A 13,271-nucleotide genomic window follows, 5' to 3' on the forward strand; every position below is an offset into this window, starting at 1 on the left:
CGGTGCCGCCCGCGGCCTCGCCGCCGTCGTCGCCGCGGCCCGGGGCGGGGCGGTCCCCCGCCGGGCGGTCTCCCGCCGGACGCTCGCGGGCCGGGCGGTCCTCGGCGGCGCTCCGCGTCCACCGCTGCTCCTGGCCCCGGACGGCGGCCCGGTAGGCGGCCAGCAGCTCGGAGCCGGCGGACGCGAGGTGGTCGAAGACGTCGGGGTTGCGTTCGATGACCGGCTCGACGACGGCCTTGGCCCGCTCGACGACCTGCTGGACCGCCCCCTGGGCGACGGCGCCGGCGAGCGGCAGCTGGAAGGACGCGACCTTGTCGGCGACCGCGTCGACGAGCTTGCGCAGTTCGTCGGCGGCGGAGCCGGGCGCCTGGCCCGCCCCGGACCGCTCCCGTCTGCGGGCGCGCTCCTCGGCGAGGTCCTCGGCGCAGGCCGCCTCCCAGGCGTCGGGGTCGGGTTCCGCCGGGGAGGCGGGGCGCTCGGTGGCATCGTTCACGACGGACTCCTGGGGCTGGTCTTTCCTTCGACGGTACCCGAAGGAGGCCATGCCGTTCAGGGCGCTGCGCGCACCCGTAGGGGTGCCCGGCCACCCTTAGGGGTGCACGCCCATGAGCCCCCGCGGCCCGCACCCGTAGGGGTCGCCCGGGGCCCCTACGGGGATCTCAGGATGCCGTCCGGGGCCACAGGTCCGGGTCGGGGGTGAAGCGCACGCACAGGGCGCCGTCGCGGAGCCCGGCCCCTGAGACGGTGCACCGGCGGAGGGCGGACGGCAGGGGCAGCGCGCGGCGGAACGGCCCGACGGAGACGATGAGTTCGTCGCCGCGCCGGACCAGTCCGATCCGGTCCCGCTCGGCGCCGGGCAGCGGCAGCCGCCAGACGAGCAGGTCGTCCTCGGCCAGCCGGTCCTCGACGGCCGGGAGCGGCCCCGGCGCCGGGGCCGGCAGGAGTGCGGGCTCCGGCCCGGGCCCGGCGGCGTCCGCCGGCCCGCCGAGGCCGTCGAGACCACCGAGGCCCAAGAGGCCCTCGATGCCCAGCGGGTCCCGGCCGAGGTGCGGCAGTTCGAGGACGGGCACGCCCCCGGTTCCGTACTCCTCGTACAGCCCCTTCAGCGCGGCCCGCTGCGCCTCCGCCCGTCCCGCCAGCCAGGGGTCGTCGCCGTCGGGCAGCAGCCGGTTGGCGACCAGGGCGCCGAGCCGGCAGCCGTACAGGGCCAGGCCGGCGCGGACGGTCCGCAGGGCGGCGGCGGTGAGCGGGCCGGGTTCGGCGACCAGGTGGACGGTGGTGCCGTCGGCGTCGAGCACATCCTGGACGGCGGCCAGCTCCTCGTCCCAGCGCCCGGCGAGCTCGTAGAGCCGCTGGGCGGGCATCGGCACCCCGGCGAGCTGGGCGAGCACCGGGCGCAGGGCGCGGGCGGCCTGCCGTTCGGGCGGCAGCAGCCGGCGCAGGTAGCGGCGGAGCTGTCCGGGCAGGGCGAGCAGCCGGACGGTGTCGTGGCCGGGGGGCAGGTCGACGACGAGCAGGTCCCACGGCGTGCCGTCGCCGCGGTGGGCGGCGCGCAGGGCGGCGAGGACGGCGAGCGGCTCGGCGCCGGGGAGCTCGGTGAACTCCTCGGGGTCGAGGGGGGCGGCGCCCAGCAGGTCGAAGAGGGCGGCGCCGCGTTCCTGGAGGTCGTGGGCCAGGGCGGTGAAGTGCTCGCCGGTGGCGACCCGGGCGGCCCACAGCCCGGGGGCGGCCTCGACGGGCGGCGGGAAGGGCCGGCGCGCGTCGCCGCCGCGGTCCGGCAGCGCGGTGCCGAGGACGGCGTCCGGCACCGGCCCGGGGTCGGTGGTCAGCAGCAGCACACGCCTCCCGGAGCGGGCCGCGGCCAGCGCGGTGGCGGCCGCGACGGTGGTACGGCCCGCGCCTCCGGGACCGGTGACGAGGACCGTACGCAAGGGGGAGCCTCCGGGAGAGGGAGCGGAAGAGCGGGTCAGGAGGCGGCGACGGTCTCGACGCGCTGCTTCAGGCCGGCGAGGGCGCGGTCGATGATGACCTTCTCCGCCTTGCGCTTGATCATCCCGAGCATGGGGATCTTCACGTCGACGGTGAGCATGTAGGTGGCCTCGGTGCGGCGCCCGCCGTCCAGCGGCTTCAGGCTGTACGAGCCGTCGAGCTGGCGCAGCATCGCCGACTTCACCAGGGACCAGGAGACGGTGTGCTCGTCCGGCCAGCTGTAGGCGAGGGTGTGGTCGTCCTTGATCGCGCCCGCGTCCAGCACCAGGCGCACCTTGGCGGCGCGGCCCTGCTCGTCCCGCTCCAGCACCTCGGCCTGCTTCACCTCGCCCGTCCACGCCGGGTAGCGGTCGAAGTCGGCGATCACCGCCATGACCTCGGCGGGGCTCGCCTCGATCGTGATGCTCGAGCTGGTGTGTTCCGCCATCGCTGTGGCTCCTCCGTGCCGGTCCGGCCGACTGTCTGTGCTGTCTGCCGGTGAAGGCTACCTCTCCCGGCGTGTCACCATTCCATGGCCCACGGTGTACCGGTGGAGGCGAAGTGCCCGACGTTGACGCATTCGGTCACGCCGACGCGCATCCGGCGGGCGAGCGGCTGGTGGACGTGGCCGAAGAGCGCGTACCGGGGGCGGGTGGCGCGGATCGCCTCCAGGAGCGCGGAGCTGCCGCGCTCGAAGCGCCGGGCGACCGTGTCGTAGCAGAGTTCCGGCAGGTCGGGCGGGATGTGGGTGCAGAGGACGTCGACCTCGCCGAGCGCCTCGACCTTGGCGGCGTACGCCTCGTCGTCGATCTCGTAGGGGGTGCGCATGGGCGTCCGCAGGCCACCTCCGACGAAGCCGAAGACGCGCCCTCCGATCTCGACACGCTCACCGTCGAGGACGGTGGTGCCGGGGCGGGCGAATTCCGGCCAGAGGGCCGGGATGTCCACGTTGCCGAAGGTGGCGTAGGTGGGGGTGGGGAAGGCGGCGAAGAGCTCCGCGTACTGCTTGCGGACCGCCCGTTCGATGGCGGAGGCGCGGTCCATGCCCTCCCAGAGGCCGCGGGCGAAGGCCCGGGCCTCGTCGAAGCGGCGGGCGGTGCGCAGTTCGACGAGGCGGCCGGCGTTCTCGGCGCCGAACAGCTCGGGGAAGATGCCGCGCGCGTGGTCGGCGTAGTCGAGGAAGAGGACGAGGTCGCCGAGGCAGATCAGGGCGTCGGCGCCGTCGCCCGCGCGGGCCAGGTCCCGGGCGTTCCCGTGCACGTCGCTGACCACATGAACCCTGGTGCCTGAGGAGCCTCGCATGGGCAGCACCCTAGATCGCGGTCCGGCCCGGCGGAAGGGCCACGACCTGCGGTTACTTCCGGGTCACCGAGGGGAGGGGCTAGGGTGCGGAAAGCGGTCCCGCGGCATGTGACGCACAGAACATCTGGGCGTGACCCTCTATTCGAAACCAGTACTGGTGGGTAACGTCCGGGCCGTCCTTCACCGTGCCCGAATTACATGGACCGCAGCCGACGCAGCGCCCCTCGACGACGCGGCGGCGCCGGCGCCCGACGAGGAGCAGCAGTCTTGCGCGAGTTCAGCCTTCCGGCCCTCTACGAGGTCCCAGCGGACGGAAACCTGACGGATCTCATCCGCCGGAACGCTTCGCTGCACCCAGATGTCGCGGTCATAGGACGCAAGGTGGACGGCCGGTGGCAGGACGTCACCGCGGTCGAGTTCCTGGCCGAGGTGCGCGCGGCCGCCAAGGGCCTGATGGCCTCCGGTGTGAAGCCGGGCGACCGGATCGGGCTGCTCTCCCGCACCCGCTACGAGTGGGCGCTGCTCGACTTCGCCATCTGGAGCGCGGGCGGCGTCACCGTCCCCGTCTACGAGACCAGCTCCCCCGAGCAGATCGAGTGGATCCTCGGCGACTCCGGGGCCGTGGCCTGCCTGGTGGAGACGGACGCGCACGAGGCGGCCGTCGCCTCCGTCCGCGCGTCGCTGCCGGACCTGAAGCACGTCTGGAAGATCGAAGGTGCCGCCGACGACGCCGGCGCCGTCGAGACCCTCCGGACCGCCGGCGCGGACCTGACCGACGAGGAGGTCGACGAGCGCAGCGCGCTGGCCGACGCGGACACCCCCGCGACCATCGTCTACACCTCGGGCACCACCGGCCGCCCCAAGGGCTGCGTCCTGACCCACCGCAGCTTCTTCGCCGAGTGCGGCAACGCGGTGGAGCGCCTCAAGCCCCTCTTCCGCACCGGCGACTCCTCCGTCCTCCTCTTCCTTCCCGCCGCGCACGTCTTCGGGCGGCTGGTCGAGGTGGCCGCGCTGATGGCCCCCATCCGGCTGGGCATGGTCAGCGACATCAAGAACCTGACCGACGACCTCGCGGGCTTCCGCCCCACCCTGATCCTCGGTGTGCCGCGCGTCTTCGAGAAGGTCTACAACGGCGCGCGCGCCAAGGCCCAGGCGGACGGCAAGGGCAAGATCTTCGACGCGGCGGCGGACACCGCCATCGCCTACAGCCGCGCCCTGGACACCCCGTCGGGGCCGGGCTTCGGCCTGAAGCTCAAGCACAAGCTCTTCGACCGCCTCGTCTACGGCAAGCTCCGCGCGGTCCTCGGCGGCCGGGCCACCCACGCCATCTCCGGCGGCGCCCCGCTGGGCGAGCGCCTCGGCCACTTCTACCGCGGCATCGGCTTCACCGTCCTGGAGGGCTACGGCCTGACGGAGTCCTGCGCCGCCACCGCCTTCAACCCCTGGGACCGCCCGAAGATCGGCACGGTCGGCCAGCCGCTCCCCGGCTCCGTCATCCGCATCGCCGACGACGGCGAGGTCATGCTGCACGGCGAGCACCTCTTCACCGGCTACTGGAACAACGAGAAGGCCACCGCCGAAGCGCTGGAGGACGGCTGGTTCCACACCGGCGACCTCGGCACCCTCGACGAGGACGGCTACCTCAGCATCACCGGCCGCAAGAAGGAGATCCTCGTCACCGCCGGCGGCAAGAACGTCGCCCCCGCCGTCATCGAGGACCGCATCCGCGCCCACGCCCTCATCGCCGAGTGCATGGTCGTCGGCGACGGCCGCCCCTTCGTCGGCGCCCTCGTCACCCTCGACGAGGACTTCCTCCCCCGCTGGCTCGAACGCCACGGCAAGCGGTCCGGCCTCACGGCCGCCGACCTCGCCGACGACCCCGAGCTCCTCGCCGACGTCCAGAAGGCCGTCGACGACGGCAACGCGGCGGTGTCGAAGGCGGAGTCCGTACGGAAGTTCCGCATCCTGCCGGGGCAGTTCACGGAGGAGTCGGGGCATGTGACGCCGTCGCTGAAGCTGAAGCGGAATGTGGTGGCGAAGGATTTCGCGCACGAGATCGAGGCGATCTATCACGGGTAGCGGGGAGCACCCCGGCCCCCTGAAACCGCGCTCCGCGCGGTTGTCCTCAAACGCCGGACGGGCTGGAGTGCGCGCCAGGGCGCACTATCCAGCCCGTCCGGCGTTTGAGGACGAGCGGCGAAGCCGCGACAAGGGGGTCTGGGGCGGCAGCCCCAGGAAACGGTGAGAGGGCGGGACCGGGGCACCCTCACCCCGACACAAGCTCCGACCGCCGCTCGGCCGGAGGCTCCGGCTCCCCCGCCGCGGCAGGCGGCACACCGACCGTGGCCCGCCAAAGCCGCCGGCAGGCAATCACCGTCGCCGCCACCAGCAAAGCATTGCGCAACGTCAACGTCGCCACCCCCAGCAGATCACTGCGGATGACGTGCTGGAACCAGATGGGAAATTCCAGCTGCGTCAGCGGCGCGGCCACCATCACCAGCACGATCGGCAACCCCTGCCGCGTCGTCCGGCAAGCGGCGCAGACGGCCGCGAGCCCGATCAGCCACACCACGTACTGCGGGCTGATCACCCGGCTCGTCGTCGTGAACAGCAGTACCGCCGTGAACGCCGCGTCGGACGGCGTGCACTCCTCGAACCGCCGCGCCCGCAGGCGCCACAGCAGCAGCCACCCGAAAGCCACCAGGCTCAGCCCGAGGGCCAGCGCGCTCACCGCGTGCACGTGCCGGCCGAGGAACTCCACGGACCCGTAGTGCAGCCGGGCCCGCCCGTGCCACCCGAAGTGCCGGGCCAGGTGGAAGACCAGCGATCCCAGCGACTCCACCTCGGTCCCCCGGTCCCGCTGGAACGTCAGGAAGGCGAGGGCGCCGGGCATCGCGGCGGCGAAGAGCATCAGAAAGACGACGGCCGTGACGACGGCCGAGCTCCAGGCCGACCGCGTCCGGGCTCCCCGCGGCACCCCGGCGAGCAGCAGCACCGGCCACACCTTCAGCAGCGCGCCGAAGCCGGCGAGCGCGCCCGCCAGCCGGGTCCGGCGTCTCAGGGCCAGGAGTCCGGCGACGGCCACGGCGGTCACCATCACGTCGTACCGGGCGTAGACGATCGGCCCGAGCAGCGGCACTCCGAGCACCCACACCCACACGCCGCGCGCGCTGCGCCGCCCGTCCCGGACGGCGTACAGCAGCATGCCGAGGATCGCGGCGTCCGCCGTCCAGCAGACGAGGAAGAAGGCGTGCGCGTAGTCGAGGAACGGCAGCAGCCCCGGGGAGAGGACGGCGAGCGAGGCGGCGGGCGGGTACTGCCACGTGACGTCGTCGTACGGGAAGACGCCGGTCCGGAAGACCCCGTACCAGCGCCGGTAGATCACCTCGATGTCGATGCCGACGTCCGAACCGGGCATGTCCAGCACCCGGAACACGCACAGCAGCAGGACGGCCCGGGTGACGGCCCACACGGCCCCCACCGTGAGCAGGAGCCGCAGTCGTGAGCCCGTACCGGAGGAGCCCGTACCGGAGCCCGCCATCGTCCACCTCGTCCCGTCGGGGCACCACGCGCGGTGATGGTGCCGTCACTGGAAGGCATGATGCCCGTCCGGTGGCCGGTCCTCCGTGACGTGCGGGGTCGTGGCGTCATTGCCGCCCGATCGCCGCCCGGACGCACCGGGTACTGTCGGCACACGCCACCGCCACCCGGCACCGCCCCCACGACACCCGCGCCGTTCAGCGCGCGGACGGAGAAGCGAACGAACCGGCATGCACAAGACCCTGATCGTCACCAACGACTTCCCGCCCCGCCCCGGCGGCATCCAGGCGTTCCTGCACAACATGGCGCTGCGGCTGGACCCGGCGGAGATCGTCGTCTACGCGTCGACGTGGAAGCGCAGCCGGGAGGGCGTGGCGGCGACCGCCCGGTTCGACGCCGAGCAGCCGTTCCGCGTCGTGCGCGACCGGACGACGATGCTGCTGCCGACCCCCCGGGTGACCCGCCGCGCGGTGGGCCTGCTGAAGGAACACGGCTGCTCCTCGGTCTGGTTCGGCGCGGCGGCCCCGCTGGGCCTGATGGCCCCGGCGCTGCGCGCGGCGGGCGCGCGGCGGATCGTCGCCACCTCGCACGGGCACGAGGCGGGCTGGGCGCAACTGCCGGCCGCGCGGCAGTTGCTGCGGCGCATCGGCGAGGGCACCGACACGATCACCTATCTGGGTGAGTACACACGCTCCCGCATCGCCTCCGCCCTCACCCGCGAGGCGGCGGCCCGCATGGTCCAACTCCCGCCCGGCGTGGACGAGAAGACCTTCCACCCCGGTTCGGGCGGCGACGCGGTCCGGGCCCGGCTCGGCCTCACCGACCGCCCGGTGGTCGTCTGCGTCTCCCGGCTCGTCCCGCGCAAGGGCCAGGACACCCTCATCCGCGCCCTGCCCGCCGTCCTGGCCCGGGTCCCGGACGCCGTCCTGCTCATCGTCGGCGGCGGCCCGTACGCCGACGACCTGCGCAAACTCGCCGAGGAGACGGGCGTCGCCGCGTCCGTCCGGTTCACCGGCCCGGTCGAGTGGGAGGAGCTCCCCGCGCACTACGGCGCCGGCGACGTCTTCGCCATGCCCTGCCGCACCCGGCGTGGCGGCCTGGACGTCGAGGGGCTCGGCATCGTCTACCTGGAGGCGTCCGCGACGGGCCTGCCGGTCGTCGCCGGCGACTCCGGCGGAGCACCGGACGCGGTACTGGAGGGCGAGACGGGCTTCGTGGTGCGCGGCGAGTCCGCCGCCGAGACGGCGGACCGGATCGCGACGCTCCTCCTCGACCCGGAGCTCCGCGCCCGCATGGGGGCGCGCGGCCGGGCCTGGGTGGAGGAGCGCTGGCGCTGGGACCTGCTGGCGGAGCGCCTGAAGGGGCTGCTGTAAGCCATGCCCCCGGCAACGGAGACCGACTACGGCCGCTTCGCGAACCGACTGAAGACGGCCCGCCACGTGGCGGCGACGGCCCCGGCGGGCAGCGCCGCCCGCTGGGAGCTGCTGCGCGCCTTCCAGGAGGAGTGGGGGTACGAGCCGACCGGCGGCGAACGCCGGGAGCGCGAAGAGCCGGACGCGCACAAGGAGTACGTGACGGGCCTGCGCCCCGACGCGACGCCCGGGGACGAGCCCGGGGCCGAATCCGAGCCGGACGACGTCGACCGCCGCCTCCCCATACCCCCCGCCCTGAACGAGTGGTGGGACCTCCCCTTCAACTCCTTCGCCGACCGCCGGCGGCTCTACTGGACGAACCCCGTCCGGCCGCCCACCATCCGCCCCGACCCCACCGGTTACGGCGTCGCCGACGGCCTGCCCCGCGACAACCCGTTCACCGGCCCCGACGAGGACCCGCGCGTCTGCGTGCTGATGACCGAGGACCAGTTCTGCAACGAGTGGGGCTACCCGGCGGCCCGCGCGCACCTGACCGACCCCCCGGTCCTCGTCACGGTCGAGGACGGCGAGTGGACCCTCCAGAGCCACTCGGTCTCGGAGTTCTTCCTCCACCTGGCCGCCGTCCGCCTCCCCGCCCACTACGGCTGGACGGTCGAGGACCCCGACCTCTCCCCGGAGGCCATGACCCGCCTCCGCGAGCTGCTGCGCCCGACGGGCCTGCTCCCCTGGCGGGAACTGGGCGCCCACACGGAGATCCTGGGCGGCCCGGACGTCCTCGCCTACCACGACACCGGCTACGGCGACACCGAACTCGCCGTCCACGGCCGCACCGAAGCAGCACTCCACCACCTGGCCGCCGCCCTCGGCACGGACTGGTCGAACGAGATCACCGAGCCCCTCGCCCACGACTCGAAGCCCTGACCTCCGGTTCCTTGCGGTGCGGGTACGTGGCCTGATGTCCGGCCCGTCTCCGCCGGTACACCTCCGCCGCCTCCCCGTCCCCGCGCAGCCGGGCCGCGCTCTCGGCGGCGGTGTACCACCGGCACATCCCGCACTCGTGCGGCGCGGGATTCACCAACGGCCCGCTCCCGTGCGGCGTCGGCGGCAGGGGCGGCGGGTCCCACATGGGCGGCGGGAACGACCGGGCGCTCATACGCCACCTCGCCGACCGACGCCCGGCACGCCACTGCCCTTCCCGCCGGGGACGCCCGCCCGCTCCCGCTCTTCGAGCGTCGCCGACCGGACCCGACCGGCGTCAGCCAGGCTCCGGGCCGGTAGCCGACACTCGATTGCTTCACGCGTTCGACCTCCTTGGTGTTCCGCTCAAGGTGAGCGGGCATCAACCGTGGGGCTCTACACTCCACCCGCATGACCTGGCCTGAACAGGTATTTCGGGATTCCAATCCAGCTTGGAATAACGGGAGTTGAACACATGATCGATCGCTCACCCGGCGAACCGGTCGCCCCTGCGCGCGAGTTCGGCGAGGAGGTCAAGGCAGCCCGCGAAGCACGCGGCTGGATCCAGGAGCAGCTCGCCGAGGCCCTGCACTGCGGTCAGCCGTACGTCAGCAAGGTCGAACGCGGCGAGCAGCTCGCGTCGGCGGCCTTCGCCATGCAGTGCGATCGGGTCTTCGGTACCCCGGGCACGTATGCCCGCATGCGGCAGCGGGCTGCGGATGGAGGGTCTCCGGCGTGGTTCATCCCCTATTTGCAACTGGAGCGCGAGGCGCGGGCGATCTGCGACTACTCCAAGGTCTTCGTCATGGGAATCCTTCAAACCCGGGAGTACGCCGAGGCCATCTTCCGGGCGGCGCACCCGGAGGAAACGGACACCGAGATCAAGGCGCGCGCGGAGGAACGGCTGCGGCAACGCGAGCTGTTCGACAACCCCCACCCACCATCGCTGTGGGTGATCCTGCACGAGTCCATCCTGTGGTCGAACGTAGGCGGACCTGGTGTCATGCGGGGCCAGCTCGAACACCTACTGGCGGCTTCGCAATCACCGCACATCACGCTGCAAGTCTTTCCGGTCGATGCGCCAACTCCCGCCCGCGGCAGTTCCTTCATCCTGTTTACCAGGCAGGACAACACCGATGTCCTCTACGAGGAGACATACACGCGAGGGCAGACGAACGACTCGGCACAGGTGGTAGCCGAAGCACGTCACGCCTACGAGAGGCTGCGCGCCGACGCGTTGCCTCGCGACGACTCGCTGACTCTCATCCGTCACGTTCTGGAGGCATACACCAATGAACACCCCCTACGGCCGGCCCCGCGCTATGTGGACGAAGTCCAGCTATTGCGAGGGGAACGGCGGCCAATGCGTCGAATTCGCCCGCAATCTCGTACCGTCCTCCGGCACCGTCCCCGTCCGCGACAGTAAACACCCGGCCGGCCCGGCGCTCCTCTTCTCGGCCCCCACTTGGTCCGCCTTCGTGGAAAGCGTCAAGACGTGCTGATCAAAGGGGCCTCATGAGGACCATCCCCGCCCACGCGGCATGGAAAAAATCGACCTACAGCGCGGGCAACGGCGGCCAATGCCTCGAATGGGCCCCCGCCTGCGCCCGAGCCGGGTTCGTTCCCGTCCGCGACAGTAAACGCCCGACCGAGCGGGCACTCGCCTTCCCCGTATCCGCCTGGTCCGCATTTCTCACAAGCGTCATGGCGCGCTGACCAGGAGATCGCCTTTATCGGCGCCCTTTCCCGCCAGCCCGTGCGGAGAGCCCGCGTCGGCCGTCAGGTCGGCGCTGGCTCGGTCCGATCATCGCTGTGGTCCGCTCGCGGCGGCGAGCCGCGAGTTACGGGGCAAGCCATCGCCGAGCGCGGCCCGGCCCGTCGGCACCGGCCTGGTGCGAAACTCGATGGCCGCCATGCGGGGGCCGTCGATACGGTCGGGCCTCACCGCCGGCCGTATGAGCGGCCGCCCAGTCACGGAAAGCGCCTCCCATGACCAGCCGACGACCCGACACGACCACCCTGTGGCGCCCGACCGGCCCCAAGGAGCTGGAGCTGGTCCGTGAGCTGGACTGGCGGGCCTGGCCGCCGCGGCTTCCGGAGCAGCCGATTTTCTACCCGGTGCTGAACGAGGACTACGCCGTCAGAATCGCGCGGGACTGGAACGTCAAACACGACGGGGCCGGTTTCGTCACCCGTTTCGACGTGGAGTCGGACTTCCTGCGCAGGTATCCGGTGCGTCAGGCAGGCGGGAGGACGATTCTCGAACTGTGGGTGCCGGCCGAGGAGCTCGACGAGTTCAACGCTCACATCGTCGGCAGGATTCAGGTGGTGCACGAGTTCCGCCCGCCGCTGTCCGATTGTCGCTCCCACACTGTTTGAGACAGGTGTGGGGAAGCGGTTGAGTGGTGCGCGCCGTCGCCGCTAGCTTCTGGTCCGTACCGCGCTGAAGCGGTCGGGTCACGGAACGACCCGCGCCCTCTTCACGCACGCTCCGACCAAGTACGGGTGGCATCGCACGCGACCCTTGAGTTCAGAGCGCCAAGCCGCGTCCGGTACCGCCCGCCGACCCGAAAGGGAAACGCATGCGACCGAACGTTCTGACGAGGACCCTCGTCAGCATCACCGCCGTCGCAGGACTCACGGCCGGAGGCATCGCCGCCGCGGGCAACAGTTTCGCGGCGTCCCAGCCGGCCGCCGCACCGGTGGTGGCTTCCCAGGATCTCACCGTCCTCGCGGTGAACAACCTGGGGCTGAACGCATCGGAAGCCAAGAAGGTACAGCGTTGGGCGAAGCAGTACTGGTCCTACAAGGGTGCGATCGACGGCCAGTTGGGCACTGAGAGCTGGAAGGCGATCCAGCGCTGTCTCAAGGAGGCATGGGGCTACAAGGGCGCTATCGACGGGATAGTCGGAAGCGGCACCCTGACGGCGTTGCAGTACATGCTGCGGGACGGCGGCTGGGGGTACAGCGGCGCGATCGACGGGATCGCCGGCCCCAAGACGACGGCGGCGTTCAAGAACTTCGCGAACGGGATCTGACGCCCTCCGGCGTTCCGGTGCCGCCGGGCGGCAGGGCCGGCGACATGCCGGCTCTCCCGCCCGGTCCCCCGCCGCCCCGCGCGCCGATTACCGGTGGCGGGCGGTGACGATGAGGTTGACGGGTTCGGTGCCCGTCGGCAGTCCGTACACCGGCGCCCATGTCACGTCGGTGAAGCCGCAGTCCGTGAGGGCTTTCTCGTACGCCGCGCAGGTCCAGTAGTGGACGGTGAGCGTGGAGGGCGGGGTGGTGGGGAGGGAGACGGTGTAGGGGTCGCCGTCGCGCGGAGCGTCCGGGCGGTGCAGGACGAAGCCGTTGGGCTGGGTGACCCCGGGCTCCAGGCGGGGGTTGCCGACGAGGGCGAGCAGGCGTCCCCCCGGGGCGAGGTTGGTGTGAGCGGCGTGGCACATGCGGGTGAGGGTGTCGAAGGTGTCGGCGTAGTGCAGGACGGCGAACGCGGTGACGACGTCGAAGGCGCCCAGGACGGGCAGGTCGGCGATGTCCCGCACCGCGTACCGCACCCCGAGCGGTTCCTCCTGTTCCGCGCGCCGCGCGAGTTCGACCATCGGGGCGGAGGCGTCCACGCCGAGCACGTCGGCCGCGCCCTCGCGGCGCAACAACCGGGTGAACGGGCCCGCGCCGCAGCCCAGGTCGAGGACCGAGGCGCCGTCCACCGGGCCGAGGGCCCGGAGGACCGAGGGGATCTCTACGTCCTCCCGGTAGGCGCGCAGGAGGCGGTCGATCTCCCCGTTCCGGGCGGCGATGCGGTCGTACTGTGGCGTCGACAAGACTTCCCCCATCGGGTGTGGACGACGACTCGGCACGCCTCGCGGGGCCGGGGCCGAGCCCGCCTCGGGTGACGGCGGGCGCCGCGGCGGGCGGATACCGAGAGCGTCCGGTGGGCAGTGGGCGGGCTGTGGCGGCGTTCGGCGGCCGATCTTCGCACTGCGACGGGTGGGGCTCAAGAGCGGCCGCGTGACGACTCCCGGGGAATGAGCCACCGCATCACGGACCGATCATGGAGGAAAGCGACCGTTCCGGGCGGCGTTCCGGGCACGACGAGCGTCCACCGCCCCGCCCGCCCGCGCATCCACC

At 72.5% G+C, this 13,271-nt stretch carries 13 protein-coding genes and 1 pseudogene; 8 read left to right on the forward strand and 6 right to left on the reverse strand.

Annotated elements, in window-relative coordinates; genetic code table 11:
* From ACSNOK_RS22300 to ACSNOK_RS22315, 4 genes are all read right to left on the reverse strand, one after another.
* A partial coding sequence (locus ACSNOK_RS22300) for a DUF5304 domain-containing protein (protein ID WP_436782518.1) occupies nt 1-493 on the reverse strand: 493 nt, incomplete at its 3' end.
* A gap of 166 nt (nt 494-659) precedes the next feature.
* Nucleotides 660-1,931 (reverse strand): ArsA family ATPase, encoded by a 1,272-nt coding sequence (locus tag ACSNOK_RS22305; RefSeq protein ID WP_436782519.1) that lies wholly within the window; start codon nt 1,929-1,931, stop codon nt 660-662.
* Nucleotides 1,932-1,966: 35 nt separating this feature from the next.
* Complete coding sequence (locus tag ACSNOK_RS22310) at nt 1,967-2,416, reverse strand: SRPBCC family protein (RefSeq protein ID WP_436782520.1); 450 nt, start codon at nt 2,414-2,416, stop codon at nt 1,967-1,969.
* A gap of 74 nt (nt 2,417-2,490) precedes the next feature.
* Nucleotides 2,491-3,270 (reverse strand): metallophosphoesterase family protein, encoded by a 780-nt coding sequence (locus tag ACSNOK_RS22315; protein WP_436782521.1) that lies wholly within the window; start codon nt 3,268-3,270, stop codon nt 2,491-2,493.
* 267 nt (nt 3,271-3,537) lie between these two features.
* Here ACSNOK_RS22315 and ACSNOK_RS22320 point away from each other — a divergent pair, with 267 nt between their 5' ends.
* Nucleotides 3,538-5,349 (forward strand): AMP-dependent synthetase/ligase, encoded by a 1,812-nt coding sequence (locus ACSNOK_RS22320; protein ID WP_436782522.1) that lies wholly within the window; start codon nt 3,538-3,540, stop codon nt 5,347-5,349.
* 187 nt (nt 5,350-5,536) lie between these two features.
* Here the strand turns inward: ACSNOK_RS22320 and ACSNOK_RS22325 are convergent, their stop codons facing one another.
* On the reverse strand, nt 5,537-6,811 hold the full coding sequence (locus tag ACSNOK_RS22325; RefSeq protein WP_436782523.1) for a glycosyltransferase 87 family protein: 1,275 nt from the start codon (nt 6,809-6,811) through the stop codon (nt 5,537-5,539).
* A 229-nt stretch (nt 6,812-7,040) separates the two neighbouring features.
* On the opposite strand from ACSNOK_RS22325, the gene ACSNOK_RS22330 reads away from it, so the two are divergent.
* The 7 genes and pseudogenes from ACSNOK_RS22330 to ACSNOK_RS22360 all read left to right on the forward strand — a co-directional run bounded on the left by ACSNOK_RS22330 (nt 7,041) and on the right by ACSNOK_RS22360 (nt 12,178).
* Complete coding sequence (locus tag ACSNOK_RS22330; protein ID WP_436782524.1) at nt 7,041-8,183, forward strand: glycosyltransferase family 4 protein; 1,143 nt, start codon at nt 7,041-7,043, stop codon at nt 8,181-8,183.
* 3 nt (nt 8,184-8,186) lie between these two features.
* Nucleotides 8,187-9,104, forward strand: coding sequence for a hypothetical protein (locus tag ACSNOK_RS22335; RefSeq protein ID WP_436782525.1), 918 nt, complete (start codon nt 8,187-8,189; stop codon nt 9,102-9,104).
* Between the two features lie 511 nt (nt 9,105-9,615).
* On the forward strand, nt 9,616-10,566 hold the full coding sequence (locus ACSNOK_RS22340) for a helix-turn-helix domain-containing protein (protein ID WP_436782526.1): 951 nt from the start codon (nt 9,616-9,618) through the stop codon (nt 10,564-10,566).
* Nucleotides 10,520-10,642 (forward strand): annotated as a pseudogene (locus ACSNOK_RS22345) (DUF397 domain-containing protein); the annotation flags it as partial. The gene ACSNOK_RS22340 and the pseudogene ACSNOK_RS22345, both read left to right, overlap by 47 nt.
* Nucleotides 10,643-10,655: 13 nt before the next feature.
* Nucleotides 10,656-10,856, forward strand: a complete 201-nt coding sequence (locus ACSNOK_RS22350) for a DUF397 domain-containing protein (protein WP_436782527.1) — start codon at nt 10,656-10,658, stop codon at nt 10,854-10,856.
* 273 nt (nt 10,857-11,129) lie between these two features.
* Nucleotides 11,130-11,519, forward strand: a complete 390-nt coding sequence (locus ACSNOK_RS22355) for a hypothetical protein (protein WP_436782528.1) — start codon at nt 11,130-11,132, stop codon at nt 11,517-11,519.
* A 203-nt stretch (nt 11,520-11,722) separates the two neighbouring features.
* Nucleotides 11,723-12,178 carry a peptidoglycan-binding domain-containing protein gene (locus ACSNOK_RS22360; RefSeq protein WP_436782529.1) on the forward strand — a complete coding sequence of 152 codons (456 nt, stop codon included), beginning with the start codon at nt 11,723-11,725 and terminating at the stop codon, nt 12,176-12,178.
* A gap of 87 nt (nt 12,179-12,265) precedes the next feature.
* On the opposite strand, the gene ACSNOK_RS22365 is transcribed toward ACSNOK_RS22360, so the two are convergent.
* Nucleotides 12,266-12,964, reverse strand: coding sequence for a class I SAM-dependent methyltransferase (locus ACSNOK_RS22365; protein WP_436782530.1), 699 nt, complete (start codon nt 12,962-12,964; stop codon nt 12,266-12,268).
* Between the last annotated feature and the right edge of the window lie 307 nt (nt 12,965-13,271).

Source organism: Streptomyces sp. URMC 126, from assembly GCF_051386555.1.
Lineage (GTDB): Bacteria > Actinomycetota > Actinomycetes > Streptomycetales > Streptomycetaceae > Streptomyces.

Excerpts from the sequence above, each read along its gene's own strand:
- ACSNOK_RS22335 (WP_436782525.1), top strand. The coding sequence starts at position 8,187 with ATGCCCCCGGCAACGGAGACCGACTACGGCCGCTTCGCGAACCGACTG.
- ACSNOK_RS22355 (WP_436782528.1), top strand. The coding sequence starts at position 11,130 with ATGACCAGCCGACGACCCGACACGACCACCCTGTGGCGCCCGACCGGC.
- ACSNOK_RS22350 (WP_436782527.1), top strand. The coding sequence starts at position 10,656 with ATGAGGACCATCCCCGCCCACGCGGCATGGAAAAAATCGACCTACAGC.
- ACSNOK_RS22325 (WP_436782523.1), bottom strand. The coding sequence starts at position 6,811 with ATGGCGGGCTCCGGTACGGGCTCCTCCGGTACGGGCTCACGACTGCGG.
- ACSNOK_RS22340 (WP_436782526.1), top strand. The coding sequence starts at position 9,616 with ATGATCGATCGCTCACCCGGCGAACCGGTCGCCCCTGCGCGCGAGTTC.
- ACSNOK_RS22315 (WP_436782521.1), bottom strand. The coding sequence starts at position 3,270 with ATGCGAGGCTCCTCAGGCACCAGGGTTCATGTGGTCAGCGACGTGCAC.
- ACSNOK_RS22330 (WP_436782524.1), top strand. The coding sequence starts at position 7,041 with ATGCACAAGACCCTGATCGTCACCAACGACTTCCCGCCCCGCCCCGGC.
- ACSNOK_RS22360 (WP_436782529.1), top strand. The coding sequence starts at position 11,723 with ATGCGACCGAACGTTCTGACGAGGACCCTCGTCAGCATCACCGCCGTC.
- ACSNOK_RS22310 (WP_436782520.1), bottom strand. The coding sequence starts at position 2,416 with ATGGCGGAACACACCAGCTCGAGCATCACGATCGAGGCGAGCCCCGCC.